General features: G+C 53.8%; 7 protein-coding genes and 5 pseudogenes. 4 read left to right on the top strand and 8 right to left on the bottom strand.

The window, feature by feature from the left end; genetic code table 11:
• Together glgX and glgB are read right to left on the bottom strand one after the other, a co-directional pair.
• Nucleotides 1-1,985, bottom strand: a pseudogene (gene glgX / locus CS369_RS17745) (glycogen debranching protein GlgX).
• Nucleotides 1,982-4,162: pseudogene (gene glgB / locus CS369_RS17750) on the bottom strand (1,4-alpha-glucan branching enzyme). The pseudogenes glgX and glgB overlap by 4 nt, the downstream one beginning before the upstream one ends.
• A 453-nt stretch (nucleotides 4,163-4,615) precedes the next feature.
• On the opposite strand from glgB, the pseudogene CS369_RS17755 reads away from it, so the two are divergent.
• Nucleotides 4,616-6,315 (top strand): annotated as a pseudogene (locus CS369_RS17755) (LytS/YhcK type 5TM receptor domain-containing protein).
• Nucleotides 6,316-6,332: 17 nt separating this feature from the next.
• Here CS369_RS17755 and CS369_RS17760 read toward each other — a convergent pair.
• From CS369_RS17760 to nikR, 6 genes and pseudogenes are all read right to left on the bottom strand, one after another.
• Complete coding sequence (locus CS369_RS17760) at nucleotides 6,333-7,193, bottom strand: ABC transporter permease subunit (protein ID WP_307833721.1); 861 nt, start codon at nucleotides 7,191-7,193, stop codon at nucleotides 6,333-6,335.
• Nucleotides 7,190-8,110, bottom strand: a pseudogene (locus CS369_RS17765) (ABC transporter permease). The gene CS369_RS17760 and the pseudogene CS369_RS17765 overlap by 4 nt, the downstream one beginning before the upstream one ends.
• A 15-nt stretch (nucleotides 8,111-8,125) precedes the next feature.
• Nucleotides 8,126-9,658: pseudogene (gene nikA / locus CS369_RS17770) on the bottom strand (nickel ABC transporter substrate-binding protein).
• A 180-nt stretch (nucleotides 9,659-9,838) separates the two neighbouring features.
• A complete protein-coding gene (locus CS369_RS23990) occupies nucleotides 9,839-9,997 on the bottom strand; it encodes a hypothetical protein (RefSeq protein ID WP_244665082.1) in 159 nt (52 codons plus the stop codon).
• A gap of 90 nt (nucleotides 9,998-10,087) precedes the next feature.
• On the bottom strand, nucleotides 10,088-10,501 hold the full coding sequence (locus CS369_RS23995) for a class I SAM-dependent methyltransferase (protein WP_244665083.1): 414 nt from the start codon (nucleotides 10,499-10,501) through the stop codon (nucleotides 10,088-10,090).
• Nucleotides 10,502-10,716: 215 nt separating this feature from the next.
• A complete protein-coding gene (gene nikR, locus CS369_RS17780; RefSeq protein ID WP_196908123.1) occupies nucleotides 10,717-11,115 on the bottom strand; it encodes a nickel-responsive transcriptional regulator NikR in 399 nt (132 codons plus the stop codon).
• 492 nt (nucleotides 11,116-11,607) lie between these two features.
• On the opposite strand from nikR, the gene CS369_RS17785 reads away from it, so the two are divergent.
• The 3 genes from CS369_RS17785 (at nucleotide 11,608) to CS369_RS17795 (ending at nucleotide 14,998) form a co-directional block, all read left to right on the top strand.
• Nucleotides 11,608-12,864, top strand: coding sequence for a thiamine pyrophosphate-binding protein (locus tag CS369_RS17785; protein WP_280514823.1), 1,257 nt, complete (start codon nucleotides 11,608-11,610; stop codon nucleotides 12,862-12,864).
• A complete protein-coding gene (locus CS369_RS17790) occupies nucleotides 12,786-13,241 on the top strand; it encodes a thiamine pyrophosphate-dependent enzyme (RefSeq protein ID WP_244665089.1) in 456 nt (151 codons plus the stop codon). The genes CS369_RS17785 and CS369_RS17790 overlap by 79 nt, the downstream gene beginning before the upstream one ends.
• A 266-nt stretch (nucleotides 13,242-13,507) precedes the next feature.
• Nucleotides 13,508-14,998: a nucleotidyltransferase domain-containing protein gene (locus CS369_RS17795; RefSeq protein WP_196908125.1), complete on the top strand. Its 1,491-nt coding sequence runs from the start codon at nucleotides 13,508-13,510 to the stop codon at nucleotides 14,996-14,998.
• The last annotated feature ends 82 nt before the right edge of the window (nucleotides 14,999-15,080 follow it).

A 15,080-nucleotide genomic window follows, 5' to 3' on the forward strand; every position in this document is an offset into this window, starting at 1 on the left:
CTACTCCTTCCTGCGGCGTGTACAGACACACACCGATTGGGCATTCCCTTGCCAAAACTCGCCGCGCAGCGCTTTCGAGCCCTCGAACGGTGGCGACACCAACCAATCTCCTGCGGGCAGCGACATCTCGCACGGCGACGCGCTCGCATTAATCAGCAGTAACCAATCAGACGACAGGACGATTTGTAAACGGCGCTCTCCCTGCTCCCAGGCCGACGGTGTGAGCTGCTGCGCCCGTTCATTCAGTCACTGCACACAGCCATCTCCATCTTGCCACCAGGCATCCTGCTGTAACGCCGGGATGGCGGGTCGCAGCCGAATCAGCCCGGCGGTAAAAGCACTCATGGCGTTATCCGCCGTTTCCCAGTTAAGCCAAGTCAGGTCGTTATCCTGACAGTAGGCGTTGTTATTCCCCTGCTGGCTGTGCCCCTGCTCATCCCCCGCCAGCAGCATGGGCGTGCCCTGCGACAGCAGCAATGTCGTCAGCAACGCCCGTTGGCTGGCGGCACGGCGTGCCAGCGTGGCCTCATCCGCTTCCAACCCTTCGGTGCCGTGGTTGTTGCTGAAATTGCTGTCTGTGCCGTCGCGGTTATCTTCCCCGTTGGCGTGGTTGTGCTTGTGGTTGAAGCTGACCAGATCGCGCAGCGTGAAGCCGTCGTGCGCGGTGAGCTTGTTTACCGACGCATGCGGTAAACGAGGAGGGTGCTGAAAGATATCGCTCGACGCGGCAAAGCGGCGGGCGAAACCGCCCAGAGAAATATCGCCGCACAGCCAGAAGCGCCGCATATCGTCGCGGTAGCGATCGCTCCACTCGGCAAAGGGGGCGGGGAAACGCCCGAGCTGATAGCCACCGTTGCCGATATCCCAAGGTTCGGCAATCAGTTTTACGCCGTGCAAACACGGCTCCTCACGCAGCGCGGTGAGCAATGGCGCGGCGGGGTCAAACGCCGGTGTTCTGCCTAAAACGGTGGCCAGATCGAAACGGAAGCCATCCACATGACAGACTTCGCGCCAGAAAATCAGGGACTGCATCACCCAGTCAATCATGGCTGGATGATTGAGACGCAGCCGGTCCAGTTGTGGTATTCACCCTGTTCGGTCAGCCAGTAATAGCTCTGGTTGTCGATGCCGCGCAGCGACAGCGTCGGTCCTTCAACATCCAGCTCTGCCGAATGGTTAAACACCACATCAAGGATCACTTCGATACCCGCACGGTGCAGCGCCTTGACCATATCGCGGAATTCATTAAGCGCGTCATCACGCGCCGCCAGGCTGGTTTCAACGGCAAACGGCAACAGCACGTTGTAACCCCAGTAGTTACGCAGCCCGAGTTTCTGCAAGCGTGGCTCATCGGCGTGCTGCTGCACTGGCAGCAGTTCAATGGCAGTGATACCCAGATTTTTTAGGTAGTTGATCATGACCGGGTGTGCCACACCGCTGTAGGTCCCGCGTAATTCGGCGGTGATCTCGGGATGTAGCTGAGTCAAGCTACGCACGTGAGCCTCATAGATCACGCTCTCGCCCCACGGGGTGTCTGGCGGAGCGTCATGGTCCCAGTCGTAGCTTTCATCCACCACCACGGCTTTTGGCATCACCTGAGCGCTGTCTCGCTCGTCTGGCGTATCAACACCGCCCTGTAGACTCTCGTCATCAACCACCCAGCCATCTAACTGACGGGCACAGGGATCGAGCAGTAGCTTATTCGGGTTAAAGCGATGACCCTGTTGCGGCGCGAAGGGGCCATAGACGCGGTAGCCATAGCGTAGTCCGGGACGCGCAGTGGGCTCCTGCTCTGTTAGCGGCAAATAGCCGTGCCAGATATCTCTCGTACGGGATGGCAGGGTGAAGCGGTGTTCTTGCTGATGGGCATCAAACAGACACAGTTCTACCCGCTCGGCATGGGCGGAAAACAGCGCAAAATTAATGCCCTGTTGATCGATGCTGGCACCCAATGGCGCGGGCTTGCCCGGCAGCAGTGCGATCATGGCACCTCCTTCGCCAGATAGAGCGTCGCGAGCGGCGGCAGCGTCAATACCAGCGAATGGGCACGGCCGTGGCTGCCGATGGCCTCGCTCTCCAGCCCACCGCCGTTACCCAGATTGCTACCGTGATAATGCCAGGAGTCGGTATTGAGAATTTCGCACCAACGCCCCGGCTGATTGATACCGATGCGGTAACCTTGGCGTGGCACCGGGGTAAAATTGCTGACCACCAGCACTTCATTGCCTTGTCTGTCGCGGCGCACAAAGGCGAACACCGAGTTTTGCCGGTCATCCACCACCCGTCATTCGAAGCCTTCCGGTTGAAAATCCAGTTGATACAGCGGCGGCTGGGCGCGGTAGCAGTGGTTCAAATCCTTCACCAACTGCTGTACACCACGGTGCCATCCTTCCGGTTCATCCAGCAGATGCCAGTCCAGGCTGCTATCGTGATTCCACTTCCGCCCATGCGCGAACTCGCCGCCCATAAACAGCAGTTTTTTACCGGGAAATGCCCACATAAAGCCGTAGTAAGCGCGCAGATTGGCAAATTTTTGCCACACATCGCCCGGCATACGATCGAGCAGTGAACGCTTGCCGTGCACCACCTCATCGTGTGACAGCGGCAGAATAAAATTCTCGCTGTAAGCGTAGAGCATGCCAAACGTCATCTTGCCGTGGTGATACTTGCGATGCACCGGATCCTGCTGCATATAGCTCAGCGTGTCGTGCATCCAGCCCATGTTCCACTTGTAATGGAAACCTAAGCCGTTGCAGCCCGGCGGCAACGTTACCCCCGGATAGTCGGTGGATTCTTCGGCCACGGTGATGGCATCGGGGCGCGCATGTCCCAGCATATTGTTGGTGTAACGCAGAAAGGCGATGGCTTCGAGATTCTCTTTGCCACCGTAATAATTGGGCACCCATTCGCCCTGTGCCCGGCTGTAGTCGCGATAAATCATTGAGGCGACCGCATCCACCCGCAGACCGTCGATGCCGTAATGTTCCATCCAAAACAGCGCATTACCCGCCAGATAGTTACGCACCTCATGGCGACCGTAGTTATAAATCAGGGTGTTCCAATCTTGATGTAAACCCTCTTTCGGATCGGCATATTCATACAAGGCGGTGCCATCAAACTGAGCCAAACCATAGACATCGGTCGGGAAATGCCCCGGCACCCAATCCAGCAGCACGTTAATGCCCGCCTCGTGCAGGGTGTCGACAAAACAGCGGAAATCCTGCGGCGTACCAAAACGTCGCGTCGGCGCATACAGGCCGAGCGGCTGATAACCCCAGCTACCGTCAAACGGATGTTCGTTGATGGGCAGCAGCTCGATATGGGTGAATCCCATTTCGTTGGCATATTCTGCCAACTGAGTTGCCAGATCCTGATAACTCAACCAAAAGTTATTGTCGGTGTGATGTCGCCAGGAGGCGAGATGGACTTCGTAAATTGAAATGGGTGCATCGAAGTTGTTCGCCTGTCGCCGCTGTGCGTTTGGTTCAACTTTGGGCGGCAACCGGACCACGCAGGAGGCGGTTTTCGTGCGCATCTGCGCTTCAAACGCGTAAGGGTCGGCTTTAAGCTGCACATTGCCGTGCACATCGTCCACTTCATATTTGTAAAGCTGCCCGGCATGCACTGCCGGCAGAAAAATCTCCCAGATGCCGTTTTCACACAGCAAGCGCATCGGGTGACGGCGGCCGTCCCAGAAATTGAACTCACCCACCACGGAGACCCGGCGCGCATTCGGTGCCCACACCGCAAACCGCGTGCCTTCAACACCATCCAGCGTCACCAGATGCGCACCGAGGCGTTCGAAGGGGCGCAGGTGAGTTCCCTCCGCCAGCAGCCAGATATCCATTGCATCCAGCAGCGTGCCAAACCGATAGGGATCGTCGATAACCAAAGCTGCATGCGCCCAGGTGACGGCCAGTTGGTAATGAAAAGGACGTTTACGACGAGGCAGGGCTGCACAGAAAAAACCGCGATCGTTAATGCGCGGCAACTGCCCGACTTTACGTCCGGTCGCGCCATCCAGCACCCAAACGTCCAGCGCATCAGGCAGCAGCGCGCGCACTTCGAGCCCGCTTTCAGTTTCATGCATACCCAACAGGGAGAAAGGATCGGCGTAGTGACCAGCAATCAGCGAGTTGATCGCACCGGATAATTCCGACATGGCATCCATCCTCTAATTAACCGATTGAATTTATTATGCAAACACAATATCAGTCCGATATCGTATTGTTACCACCTCGGATAAATATATAAAAAAACAATATATTAATAGGAAATCCACGAGATTCCCCAATGAGGTGTAATCACGCAAAGAAAAAGGCAACAAAACATACGCCGTTATTTATAAGTCTAGTCAATAAAACAAAAAGCACGGGCCGAAAATTAAAATTTTCCTTTATTTTTTATATGAATAAGTTATGACACAGTTGTTAAAAATTCTATTCTTCCTCTCTTCACGGTCCGCCCAATGCTTTTTGCAATATGGCGCGATAATCTGACCAAAATGACATAAAAACGTACAAATTCTCTGCGCAGTCCGTGCTTATCCACCACCGTTCGCGTTACAATTGACGATGCATGTCCCACCTCGCATGCGCAGTGAGGTATTGTTTTCATGGTCAGCCAAATCGATTTGATTCTCTCGTTACTTCAGCAGATGTGTGTCTATCTGGTGATTGCCTATTTGCTGAGTAAAACTCCGCTGTTTATCCCGCTGATGCAGGTCACCATTCGTTTGCCGCACAAGCTGGTGTGCTATCTGGTGTTTTCCATCTTTTGCATCATGGGTACCTATTTCGGCCTGCACATTGATGATTCCATCGCCAATACGCGCGCCACCGGTGCCGTGCTGGGCGGACCATCGGTTGGCTTTCTGGTCGGTTTGACCGGCGGGTTGCACCGTTACTCCATGGGGGGAATGACGGCGCTTGCCTGCATGGTGTCAACCATTACGGAAGGGTTAATCGGCGGCCTGCTGCACCGTTATCTGCTGCGACGTAACCGTATCGATACGCTGTTCCAGCCGTTGGTGGTGGGGCTGACGGCATTCGTCGCGGAACTGCTGCAAATGATCATCATTCTGCTATTGGCACGCCCGTTCGACAGCGCGGTTGAACTGGTCAAAGACATTGCGTTACCGATGATGATCACCAATACCGTAGGCTCCGCCATGTTTATGCGCATCCTGCTCGACAGGCGCGCCATTTTCGAAAAATACACTTCGGCGTTTTCTGCCAAGGCGCTGCAAATTGCCGCGCGCGCGGAAGGGGCGCTACGCCAAGGGTTCGATCAGCAAAACAGCATGCGCGTAGCGCGCATTCTCTACGAGGCGTTGGTGCCGTTGCCATTACCGATCGCGACAAGCTGCTGGCATTTATCGGCCTGGGTGACGATCACCACAAGTTGGGCTCACCGATTACCTCGCTGCATACTCACCGTGCCATCGACAATAATCAGGTAGTGTACGCCGACGGCAATGAAGTGCCCTATACCTGTTCGGTCTCGGCCCACTGCAAGCTCGGATCGACCCTGGTGATCCCGCTGCGCGGTGAAGAGCAGCCGGTGATCGGCACCATCAAACTGTATGAGCCCAAGAACAAGCTGTTTTCCAGCATCAATCGCACGCTGGAAGAAGGTATTGCGCATCTGCTGTCTGCACAGATTCTGGCTGGGCGTTTCGAGCAGCAAAAACAGCTGCTGGCGCAGTTTGAAATCAAGCTGTTGCACGCGCAGGTCAACCCGCACTTCCTGTTTAACGCGCTCAACACGCTCTCCGCTGTCATCCGGCACAACCCGGACCACGCACGGCAGCTGGTGCTCTCCCTTTCTACCTTTTTTGCAAAAATCTGAAGCGCAGCAATGATGAAGTGTCCCTGCGCGATGAGATGGAACACGTCAACGCCTATCTGGAAATCGAGAAAGCGCGTTTCGCTGACCACATGACGGTAGAGATTATGCTGCCGGAAGAGCTGATGGATGCGCGTTTTCCTGCGTTCTCGTTACAACCCATCGTGGAAAACGCCATTAAACACGGTATTTCGCAGATGATAGAGAGCGGTCATATCCACATCAGCGGCCGCTACCGCGCCAACACGCTGGAACTGACGGTGGAGGATAATGCAGGCACCTATCAGCCACCGACAGGGGGCGATGGTTTAGGCATGAATCTGGTCGACCGCCGCATCAAGGCGCGCTACGGCAACCGCTACGGCATTACCGTCGAGAGCGAAGCCGATACCTTTTACTCGCGTGGAAGTGCGTGTTCCGCTGATTCAACCGAAAAAGGCGCTGGCAGATATCGAGCGTGCGGCGTAGGGGATTTTTCGGCTATTTCACGCATCAGGAAACACCGCGCGGCCTTCCTCCCCGCCGGTAACATCCAGTGCATTACGTAAGCTATCCCCGAGGTACTGGCAGGCAGCAACCACCAGCACGATAGCGATCCCGGCAGGCAACATCTGTTCTGGATGCACCATCATCACGTTTTTCGCTTCCCCCAGCATCGCCCCCCACTCCGGGGTTGGGGGCTGCACGCCCAACCCAAGAAAGGAAAGCGCCGAGAGCAGCAGGATAACCGCACCGCGTCCGTTGTTGCCAGTACGATAAGTTCCGCCGCCGTCACGGGCAGCAGGTGGCGCCGTATCAAATAGCCGGGAGAAGCCCCCCAGCAGGCGAGCATAGTGGATATAGTGTTTATCGCTGTACTGAAGCGCTATGCCTCGCACCATACGGGCATACCACGCCCACTTCACCAGCACCACCGCCAGCAGGATATTTTGCAGCCCTGACCCCAAAATGCCGACCAGCGCAAAGATCATCACCTCACCGGGAAAAGAGAGGATCAGGTCGCACAAACGCATCAGTGCAGCGTCAATCCGCCCGAGCAGGTAACCCGCCAGCATGCCGATCACTGTGCCCGTCAGCATGGTAACGGCCATCGCCAACAGCGCGACAAACAGGGTATTTCGGATACCAAACAGCAAACGCGACAAGACGCAGCGGCCTAGGTGATCGGCCCCCAACGGGTAATTCAGACTGATGCCGTGATATTTATCGCGCCAGGAAACCAGCAACGGATCGTGGGGTGCCAGCCAGGGAGCTAACAGGCCCACAGCCATCACTGCCAATAGAAAAACCAGACTGAGCAACGCCAGTGGATCGCGCGCCATACCGCACCACAGGCGGCGAATCATAGCGCTACCCCGCGACGTAAACGGGGATCGAGCCACATCAGCAGGATATCGATGAGAAAATTGCCCACCACAAACAGCAACGCCATTAACAACACATAGGCTTGAATGATCGGGTAATCACGCTGAAAAATCGCCGAAACGCACAGACGCCCTAACCCCGGCTAGGAAAAGATGTTCTCAATAATCAGCGTACCAGCAAACAGCTTCGAGATACTCATGCCAAGCGCGACCAACGGCGAATACAGAGCATTGACCAGAACATGACGCCACAGAATACGGCCTGAACTCAAACCGCGCACGCGCGCATAATCAACATAGGGTTGATGTAAGTGTGCCAGCATATTGGCACGCAGCAGGCGTACATAGGTACCCAGATAGCCCAATGCCAGCGTTAAGGCAGGCAGGATAACCGCCCCCGGTGCATCAATGCCCCCCACCGGCAGCCACTGCCATTTCACCGCCAGCAGCCAAAGCAACAGTAGCCCCACCCAGTAATTCGGCATCGCCGTCAGAAAAAACAGCCCCGTGCGCAGCAGTTTGTCTGGCCAACGCCCGGCGCTCACCACACACAGCGCAGCAATCGCCAGCGATAACGTCACAATCATCGCCAGCGCCGTTGCCGCTAGCCACAGCGTTGCGGGCAACGCCTGCGCCAGTTCATGGCTCACCGCCGTGCGCGTCACAAACGACGTGCCCCAATCCAATTGCACGCAGCGCTGCTGCCACAAGGGCGCATCCAACCCCAGTTCCAGACGTAGCGCAGCAATAGCTTCCGGCGTCGGAACGATCATATTGACGCGTAAGGCCACCTCCGCCGGATCGGAAGGCGATAATTGGATAAGCAAAAACGTGACAACGGTAATCAGGAGCATCAGCGGCACCATCAACAGCAGCCGATGCAACACATAACGCCCCATTACGCTCGCCCAGACCTATTGAAAGTACATCTTTTCAAAGGGGATCTTGTACTGCGAAGGATTAAAGGACACCCCCTGTAACGCCGGACTAAACACCGCTTTGGTGCGCGAGTAGGTCAGCGGGATATACACCCCTTCTTGCGCCAGCGTTAAAAATATCTGGCGATACAGCGCCTGACGTTTCACGTCATCGGGCTCTATCAGCACAGCACCAATGGCAGTATCGATCTCCGCTTTATTCGGTAGCCCCTTTTGTCCCTGATAATCTGCGTGCGCCGGTATACGGAACGACGATACATAGGATTGCGGGTCGTAAGGCGTGCCCCAGGAAAGCGAGTACTGAATGTCAAAATCGCTAGATTTCTGTCGATCCAGATACGCCTATTTTTCCTCACCCAACAGATCGACAGTGACACCTATCTGCCTGAAATCGCTCTGCACTACCTCGGCAATCTGCCGTTCGCCCGCATTATTGCTGTTATAGGAGAACACCAGAAGTAACGGAACACCCTGCTTTTCTCGCTGCGCTGCGCCGTTGGGCTGCACCCAGCCTGCGGCATCCAGCAGCGCCGCTGCCCGTGCGCTGTCAAAAGTATACATCGGTAAATCGGCGATATTGGCGTAAGGCACCGTGCGTGCCAGCAGCGTGTCGGCCACGCTTTCGCTGCCGGACATCACGCCTTGCGCGATCGCCAGTTTGTCCACCGCATATTGCAATGCGATGCGCACCTGCCTGTCAGATAACGCAGGGCGACTGCTGTTCAACACCAAAGCGCGCGAAGCGATAGGCGCACTGAGCAGCGTTTTAAAGCGTCCTGCCGCTTGCAGTGCAGCAAAATTATCACCGTCCAGCATGTCGCCATTAGCGCCAAAAATCAGCTGAATATCGCCCTTTTCGAACGCCATCAACATGCTTTGCCTGTCAGGAATAACCCGCCAGACCACGCGCTGCAAGGCTGGCGCGCTCCCCCAGTAGCGCGGATTTGCAGTAAAAACCGCATATTGATTCTTTACCTGTTCGCTAAGCAGCCAGGGTCCCGTGCCCGCATAACCGCTCACGCCCTCTTTGGTTTGACCGTTGATAAAGTTTTTCGGCGAGATAGAACGAAACGGCCGCGTCAGCCCCAATTCCACCAAGGTTGGATAGTAGGGATGACGCAAATGCAACGCTACGGTAGCATCATCAATGATTTCAACGCGCTCAATCTGCCGCACCAGTTCCAGCCAGGCGTGGCGCTGATAATTAGCCAACACCGCATCGATGTTCAGTTTTACCGCCTGAACATTGAACGGCTCACCGTCGCTGAAGATCACGCCTTGTCGCAGATGGAAGGTGTAGGTTTTTCCATCCGGTGAAATCACCCAACGGTCCGCCAGCCAGGGTTGTACACCGCTGTCGGTGTTCACCACCAGCGACTCAAAGACCATATTCTACGCCGCCATCTCACCGCTGTAGAGATGCAGGTTGATATCACGAATGTCCTTGGTGCTGGCATAATTAAGCGTCGTGGGCGTTTGCGCCGTCGCACTTGCCATGCCCAGCAACATCAGCGCTGCCAGAAAAAATTCTGCTATTGCTCGCATACAACGCCCCTATTTTTCTGCACACACCATAAACATCGGCGTCGAGGCGTAGTTAACCTTTTCGGTCTCATCCCACAACGTGTCGCCCACACGGGTATCCAGCATAATTTTATGGTAGCCGCATTGAAGCAGCGCCTGGGTATCCTACTCAGGACGGTGCTTGCGGCTGAACGGCAGCTGGCGTGCTATCGCCTCCATAGCGCTGGTGTCGGTATTCACGTAGTGGTCATCCAGCCCGAGATAGCGTGCATTGGCGCGATCGTCCAAATAGCCGAGACGTGAGGATTCATCAAACAGTTGCAAATACCGGTTGGCATCAAAATTAAGCAGGCGACCGCTGGGGGCCAGCAGACGGTGCCACTCCCGGTAGGCGCGCAGCGGTTCGGCCAGATTTCAGGTCACATTGCGCGTGACGATCAGGTCGAACTGGTTGTCCGCCAGCGGCATCGCATGCACATCTGCGGAGATAAAATCAACGTGAACACCGTAATGCGCGGCATTGCCGCGAGCCTCGGTGAGCATCGCCTCCGTCATATACACAGCGGTAACCCGATGCCCAGCCAGCGCCAGCGTCACGGCAAAAAAACCGGGACCGGTGCCAATATCCAACACACGCAGCAAGGGGGCGTCAGGGGCATATTCCATGATTTTTTTCAGCCAGCGGGCACGCTTGGAATTCGCCAGCTCGGTGGCATTTATATGGCTATATTCGGCGGCACGGTACGTCCAATAGCGCTGGACGTCCTGATTTAATGCGGTATTTTCATCAACGACAAGGTCATTATCTTCAGCAAGTATCGAGCTCACTCGGTCATTCCTGTTCAATGCCGTTCAGGCCGAATGTGGCAACACGATGTCGACTAGCGCGCTTGGTGCACCGAGCCCAAAGGGGAAGAGGCTATTATTGTGAGGCGATTTATAGCAGATTGGCGCAGGCAGTTTAACCACGAGGTATGAAGTTTTATAAAAAAATCATACTTCCTTGATCTTGCTTAATTCCTGCCCATTTTAGCGGTTGAATATCAGCACGGTATCAGGTTGAGTCGGCCGTGTCTCACGCCCGTTTGCGCCATCACCGATTCGGCAAACACTTTTACCTGGGCCGTGGTGCCGCGCATAATCAAGGTTTCCACGCATTCATCATGGCTGAGGTGAGCGTGCATGGTTGACACGGTCAACCCGTGGTGATCGTGTTGCATCTCCGCCAGACGACTGGAAAGCTGACGTTCATGATGATCGTAAATGTAGCTCAATATCGCCACGCACGGGCCTTGTTTATCCTGTTCCAGGGTCATTTCACCGAGCTCACGCCGCAACATATCGCGAAACGCCTCAGAGCGGTTGGCATACCCTTTGCGACGCATCAGCTCATCAAAGTCCTGTGCCAGTTCGTCATCCATAGAGATGGTCAGTCGTTGCATATTGCTCTCGTTTCGAAAAAACCATTTTGGGACTAATAATGAAAGCATTATAATAGGATGTTGACTTAAGTGATATCTTTCTTCTTCAGTTGCAAAGAGAAAAGTGCGAATTTCATATTCGTTGAACATACACATCCATTGAATAACATCACCACGTCGAATATGTCTAATGTAAAAAATCAATCGATTCGGTAAAGCAGTATGGTGACAATCGAAGTAATAATAAGACTGAAACCCCACCCTGCTGTTGCCATCGATTATTTTCTTTTAACCTGATGTTTATTTTCCATTGATGTACAAGCTTTATACTCCGTATCATCAAGCGTTGCGCTTTTACTTACTGCCATTCACAGAGATAACAACCTGTGACTTTCATAAATAAAAAGATAAAAAAACAGAATCTGATAAAAAATCATTCCACAGGGTTATTTCATATATTTAACACATCCAGGACCGTAATTATTGACCGAACCTCACGGACAGGAGTTGAACATGCAATTTGATGAACTTTTTCTTAAGGCGATGTCCTGCATGAGTTTAAAAAAATGTTTCAGCATTATTGGCAGTGAAGCGGAAGCGATAAGCTTTGATAAAGCATTTGGCATTCGTTTTTATTTAACGAGACATGAATTTGCGGCAGGCATTATGGCAGACGTCGCGGGACGGCTCACCGGAATGCCCCATATGTGTTGGGCCACGTTTGGCTCTGGGTTAACCAATATGGCTACGGGCGTGTGTTCCGCCATGTTAGACCGCTCGCCCATGCTCGCCTGCTCCGCGCAAATTCCACGCCCACAGATCAGGTTTAACCTGACGCACCAATGTATTGATAACGTCGGGTTGATGGCAAGCATCACTAAATCCAGCCTGCAACTCGAAAAGGCGGAAGAGTTGGCTTCTCACGTCCAGACCGCATTGCAGCGCACGCTGGATGGCTTACCCGGCCCCACCTATCTCAGTATCCCGCTGGATCTGCTGAAAACCGACGTGCCGGATAGGGAAGCACTGGACATCTTGCAAGCCGTGCAGCCACTCATCCGGAGGAAGAGAATCAAGCCTGCACGCGCCGATATTATCCGCGCTGCCCAGTGCATTACCAATGCAACGCACCCGATGATTGTCATTGGTAATCAGGTTATCCGCGACAACGCACAGGCGAGCGTGTGCCGCTTTGCCCAACAGATCAATGCGCCAATTATCTGCTCCCTTGCAGCCAAAGGTGCTGTACCCAACGATCACCCGCAGTTTCTCACTGCCGCCAACAAATATCTGGATAGCGTATACCGCACTTCCGTGCTGCACTCGTTGTTTGAAGGCGTCGATTTGATGATTTTGATCGGCTACGATTTCGGTGAGGATTTGAAACCGGCATTGTGGGGTCACGATAAACCCACACTGGTGATAAACAGCGTAGATGTCCCCATGGGAGATATTTTCCAGCCCGATATTCTCTGCCTGGGCAATATCACACGCAGCCTTGACCAACTTACCCACCACGCATTGCCCCAGCAAGAATGGCTGGCGGCTCACCAGCGATTGAAGTGTTTTTTTGACAAGCGCCTGACACCGTCACCGATATTCCACGCATTGTGGCTGCCGTGTGTACTGCGCTGGGGCGTGACGGTATATTCTGTAGCGACGTCGGGCTGCACAAACAGTATGCCGGACTGCTGGCCACCACGTACCGCTCAAACCACTTTTTATGTTCCAACGTCTGTGGCAGTTTCGGCTTTGCGCTTCCCGCAGTGATGGCGGCACAGATATGCCATCCCGAAACGCGCGTTATTGCCTTTTGCGGCGACGGCGGATTTCACGCCACCAGCCAGGAACTGGAAACTCTTGTCCGGTATTCACTACCGGTGGTGATCGTTGTTCTGTCGGATTCCGCGTTTGGCCTTATCAAGTATTACCAGAATCGCAATAGCTCTGAACCACAACGTCATCTGACCGAACTCGGCCCGGTCGATTTCACCCTGCTGGCTAACGCCAATGGTGTATCAGCGACAAAAATTTTAGATATCGCTGATTTTCCTGATGCGCTCGAAAAAGCATTCCAGACACACCAGCCCCATTTAATAGAGATACCCGTAAAATATGATTACAACTTTTTACAGCTCATCGCATGAACAGACATTGATTGTGATCGCTGAAGAACACATCAACTTATTTTATAAAAAAATGACACTCAACAATTCAAGCTAATTACCATAAAAACCAATTTCCCTGAAATACGCAGCAAACCATCAGAACGTTCTGACATCAATTATTATTGAAACGCGAAATTGAAAACAGGGTTGAGCATGTATTTACCGAGAATGAAAAACATCGTTGAGGTAAATACTGGACGCTTCTTTTTAGTCAATAACATAAAACACATGGATCTATAGCCATCATGAATCAAAAAACAGATGCCCGTACACAGCATTTTTGCACCACTGCCAAATATCTGTTTGGCGATAACCTGTCTGGCATTGCAGAGACAGATGCCTTTTTACGACAGCCTGATTATTCATCACGTGCTGTCGGCCATTATTATTTGATCGTGCACGAAGACGGTGGAGAAAAAATGGCATTTGCAGCACAGTATCTGCACGCTGAATTTCCCGAACTGTCACTGAATTACCTTACAGAAAGAGAATTGGCCGACTATCCTGCTCATGGTCGCTGGCCGTTCCACACTTGTCCCTGGTCCTACCGTAACGCATCGACAGAACGCGCACTCTCCGCATGCGAGCCCGATTACCCGGATACATTGCGGCAGGCGACTTTCGCCACAACCCATATTGCTCGTCTCTATTATTTGCGTGATTTACCCGCAAAGACACATGCCTGGGGCGTGCGTCAACTGTGCTGGGCGATGCGCTATGCAGAGCAGGGGCTAAGCAAATTGCTAGGGCAGTTGGAAACGCGTCACCATAGCCCGCTGTCAGTCGCGGGAATGAATAAAGAAGACCTACGCTGGTTAACCTATACCAACAACCATTGGCAGCCCTTTGAACGCTCACTGTTGGAAAACTCGAATACCTTTCGCGCCGCCGCCGCACGACTGAGCGCCATCGTAGAGTGCTATGCCCAACACATTGCCGCCGGCTACCCAGACACACAGCGCGTGATCGCCCAACGCGCTGAAACAGCGCCCGCAACGATTAACGCCATGACGGCACCGATCGTCGATGCACTCAACGCCGCCTTCGGTGACCATCTGCTATCGCTTTATCTCTATGGCAGCCCAGCCCACGGCGATATGAGACCGGATTCGGATATTGACCTTATGGCAGTGTTCGACAGCGTCGACCATCCCACGTTGGAGCAGGTTCGACGCATCCAGCACCGCTTCGAAAAACTCTCGCTCTCCGTCTATAGCCTCAACAATATCCGACAATACCCCACATTTCGCCGTCATAGCTTGCTCAACGGCACGCGACACCTCGCTGGCCCCTTCTGTTTTGCACAGACCGGCGGCCCGTCAGACAACGTGAACGCCATTTTGAATAATCTCTACACCATCCGCCAGGTCGCACGCGGCTATCTGGTGAGCGGATGCTATGGTCAGCGCGCACATTACCAGTTAAGCCTGATGGTTAAGTTGGCCGATCACGGCTGTCTTCGCCCCTTGCAACAATGGCAAAGCCTCCATTACCCCGCTAACCGGAACGAGGCAATCGCTTATTTTTCCGACTGTGGCTTCGCCTCCTCCCTGCTTGAACATGCCTCCCAGCTGACGCAAGAAGAAGAGGCGCTGCGCATACAGCTTATGGCAGGAAATCGCCAGGCGCTCACGCGACAGTGGCTGGCACTAAATACCTTTGCCCAACGCATCGAAAACATGCTCAAGAAAAACGTCACTGAAAAGGTTAACGGTAGTGATGCTGCATGCCGCTAAAAAGGTTGAGCGCATGGCAAGCGACAGTAGAACAAAGAAAGCAACGGCAGGAAGTGAGAGAGAACATACACCGCACAGCGCG

Origin of the sequence: Candidatus Symbiopectobacterium sp. 'North America', from assembly GCF_015762685.1 — a bacterium.
Classification (GTDB): domain Bacteria; phylum Pseudomonadota; class Gammaproteobacteria; order Enterobacterales; family Enterobacteriaceae; genus Symbiopectobacterium.

Excerpts from the sequence above, each read along its gene's own strand:
- CS369_RS17760 (WP_307833721.1), bottom strand. The coding sequence starts at position 7,193 with ATGATTCGCCGCCTGTGGTGCGGTATGGCGCGCGATCCACTGGCGTTG.
- nikR (WP_196908123.1), bottom strand. The coding sequence starts at position 11,115 with ATGCAACGACTGACCATCTCTATGGATGACGAACTGGCACAGGACTTT.
- CS369_RS17785 (WP_280514823.1), top strand. The coding sequence starts at position 11,608 with ATGCAATTTGATGAACTTTTTCTTAAGGCGATGTCCTGCATGAGTTTA.
- CS369_RS17795 (WP_196908125.1), top strand. The coding sequence starts at position 13,508 with ATGAATCAAAAAACAGATGCCCGTACACAGCATTTTTGCACCACTGCC.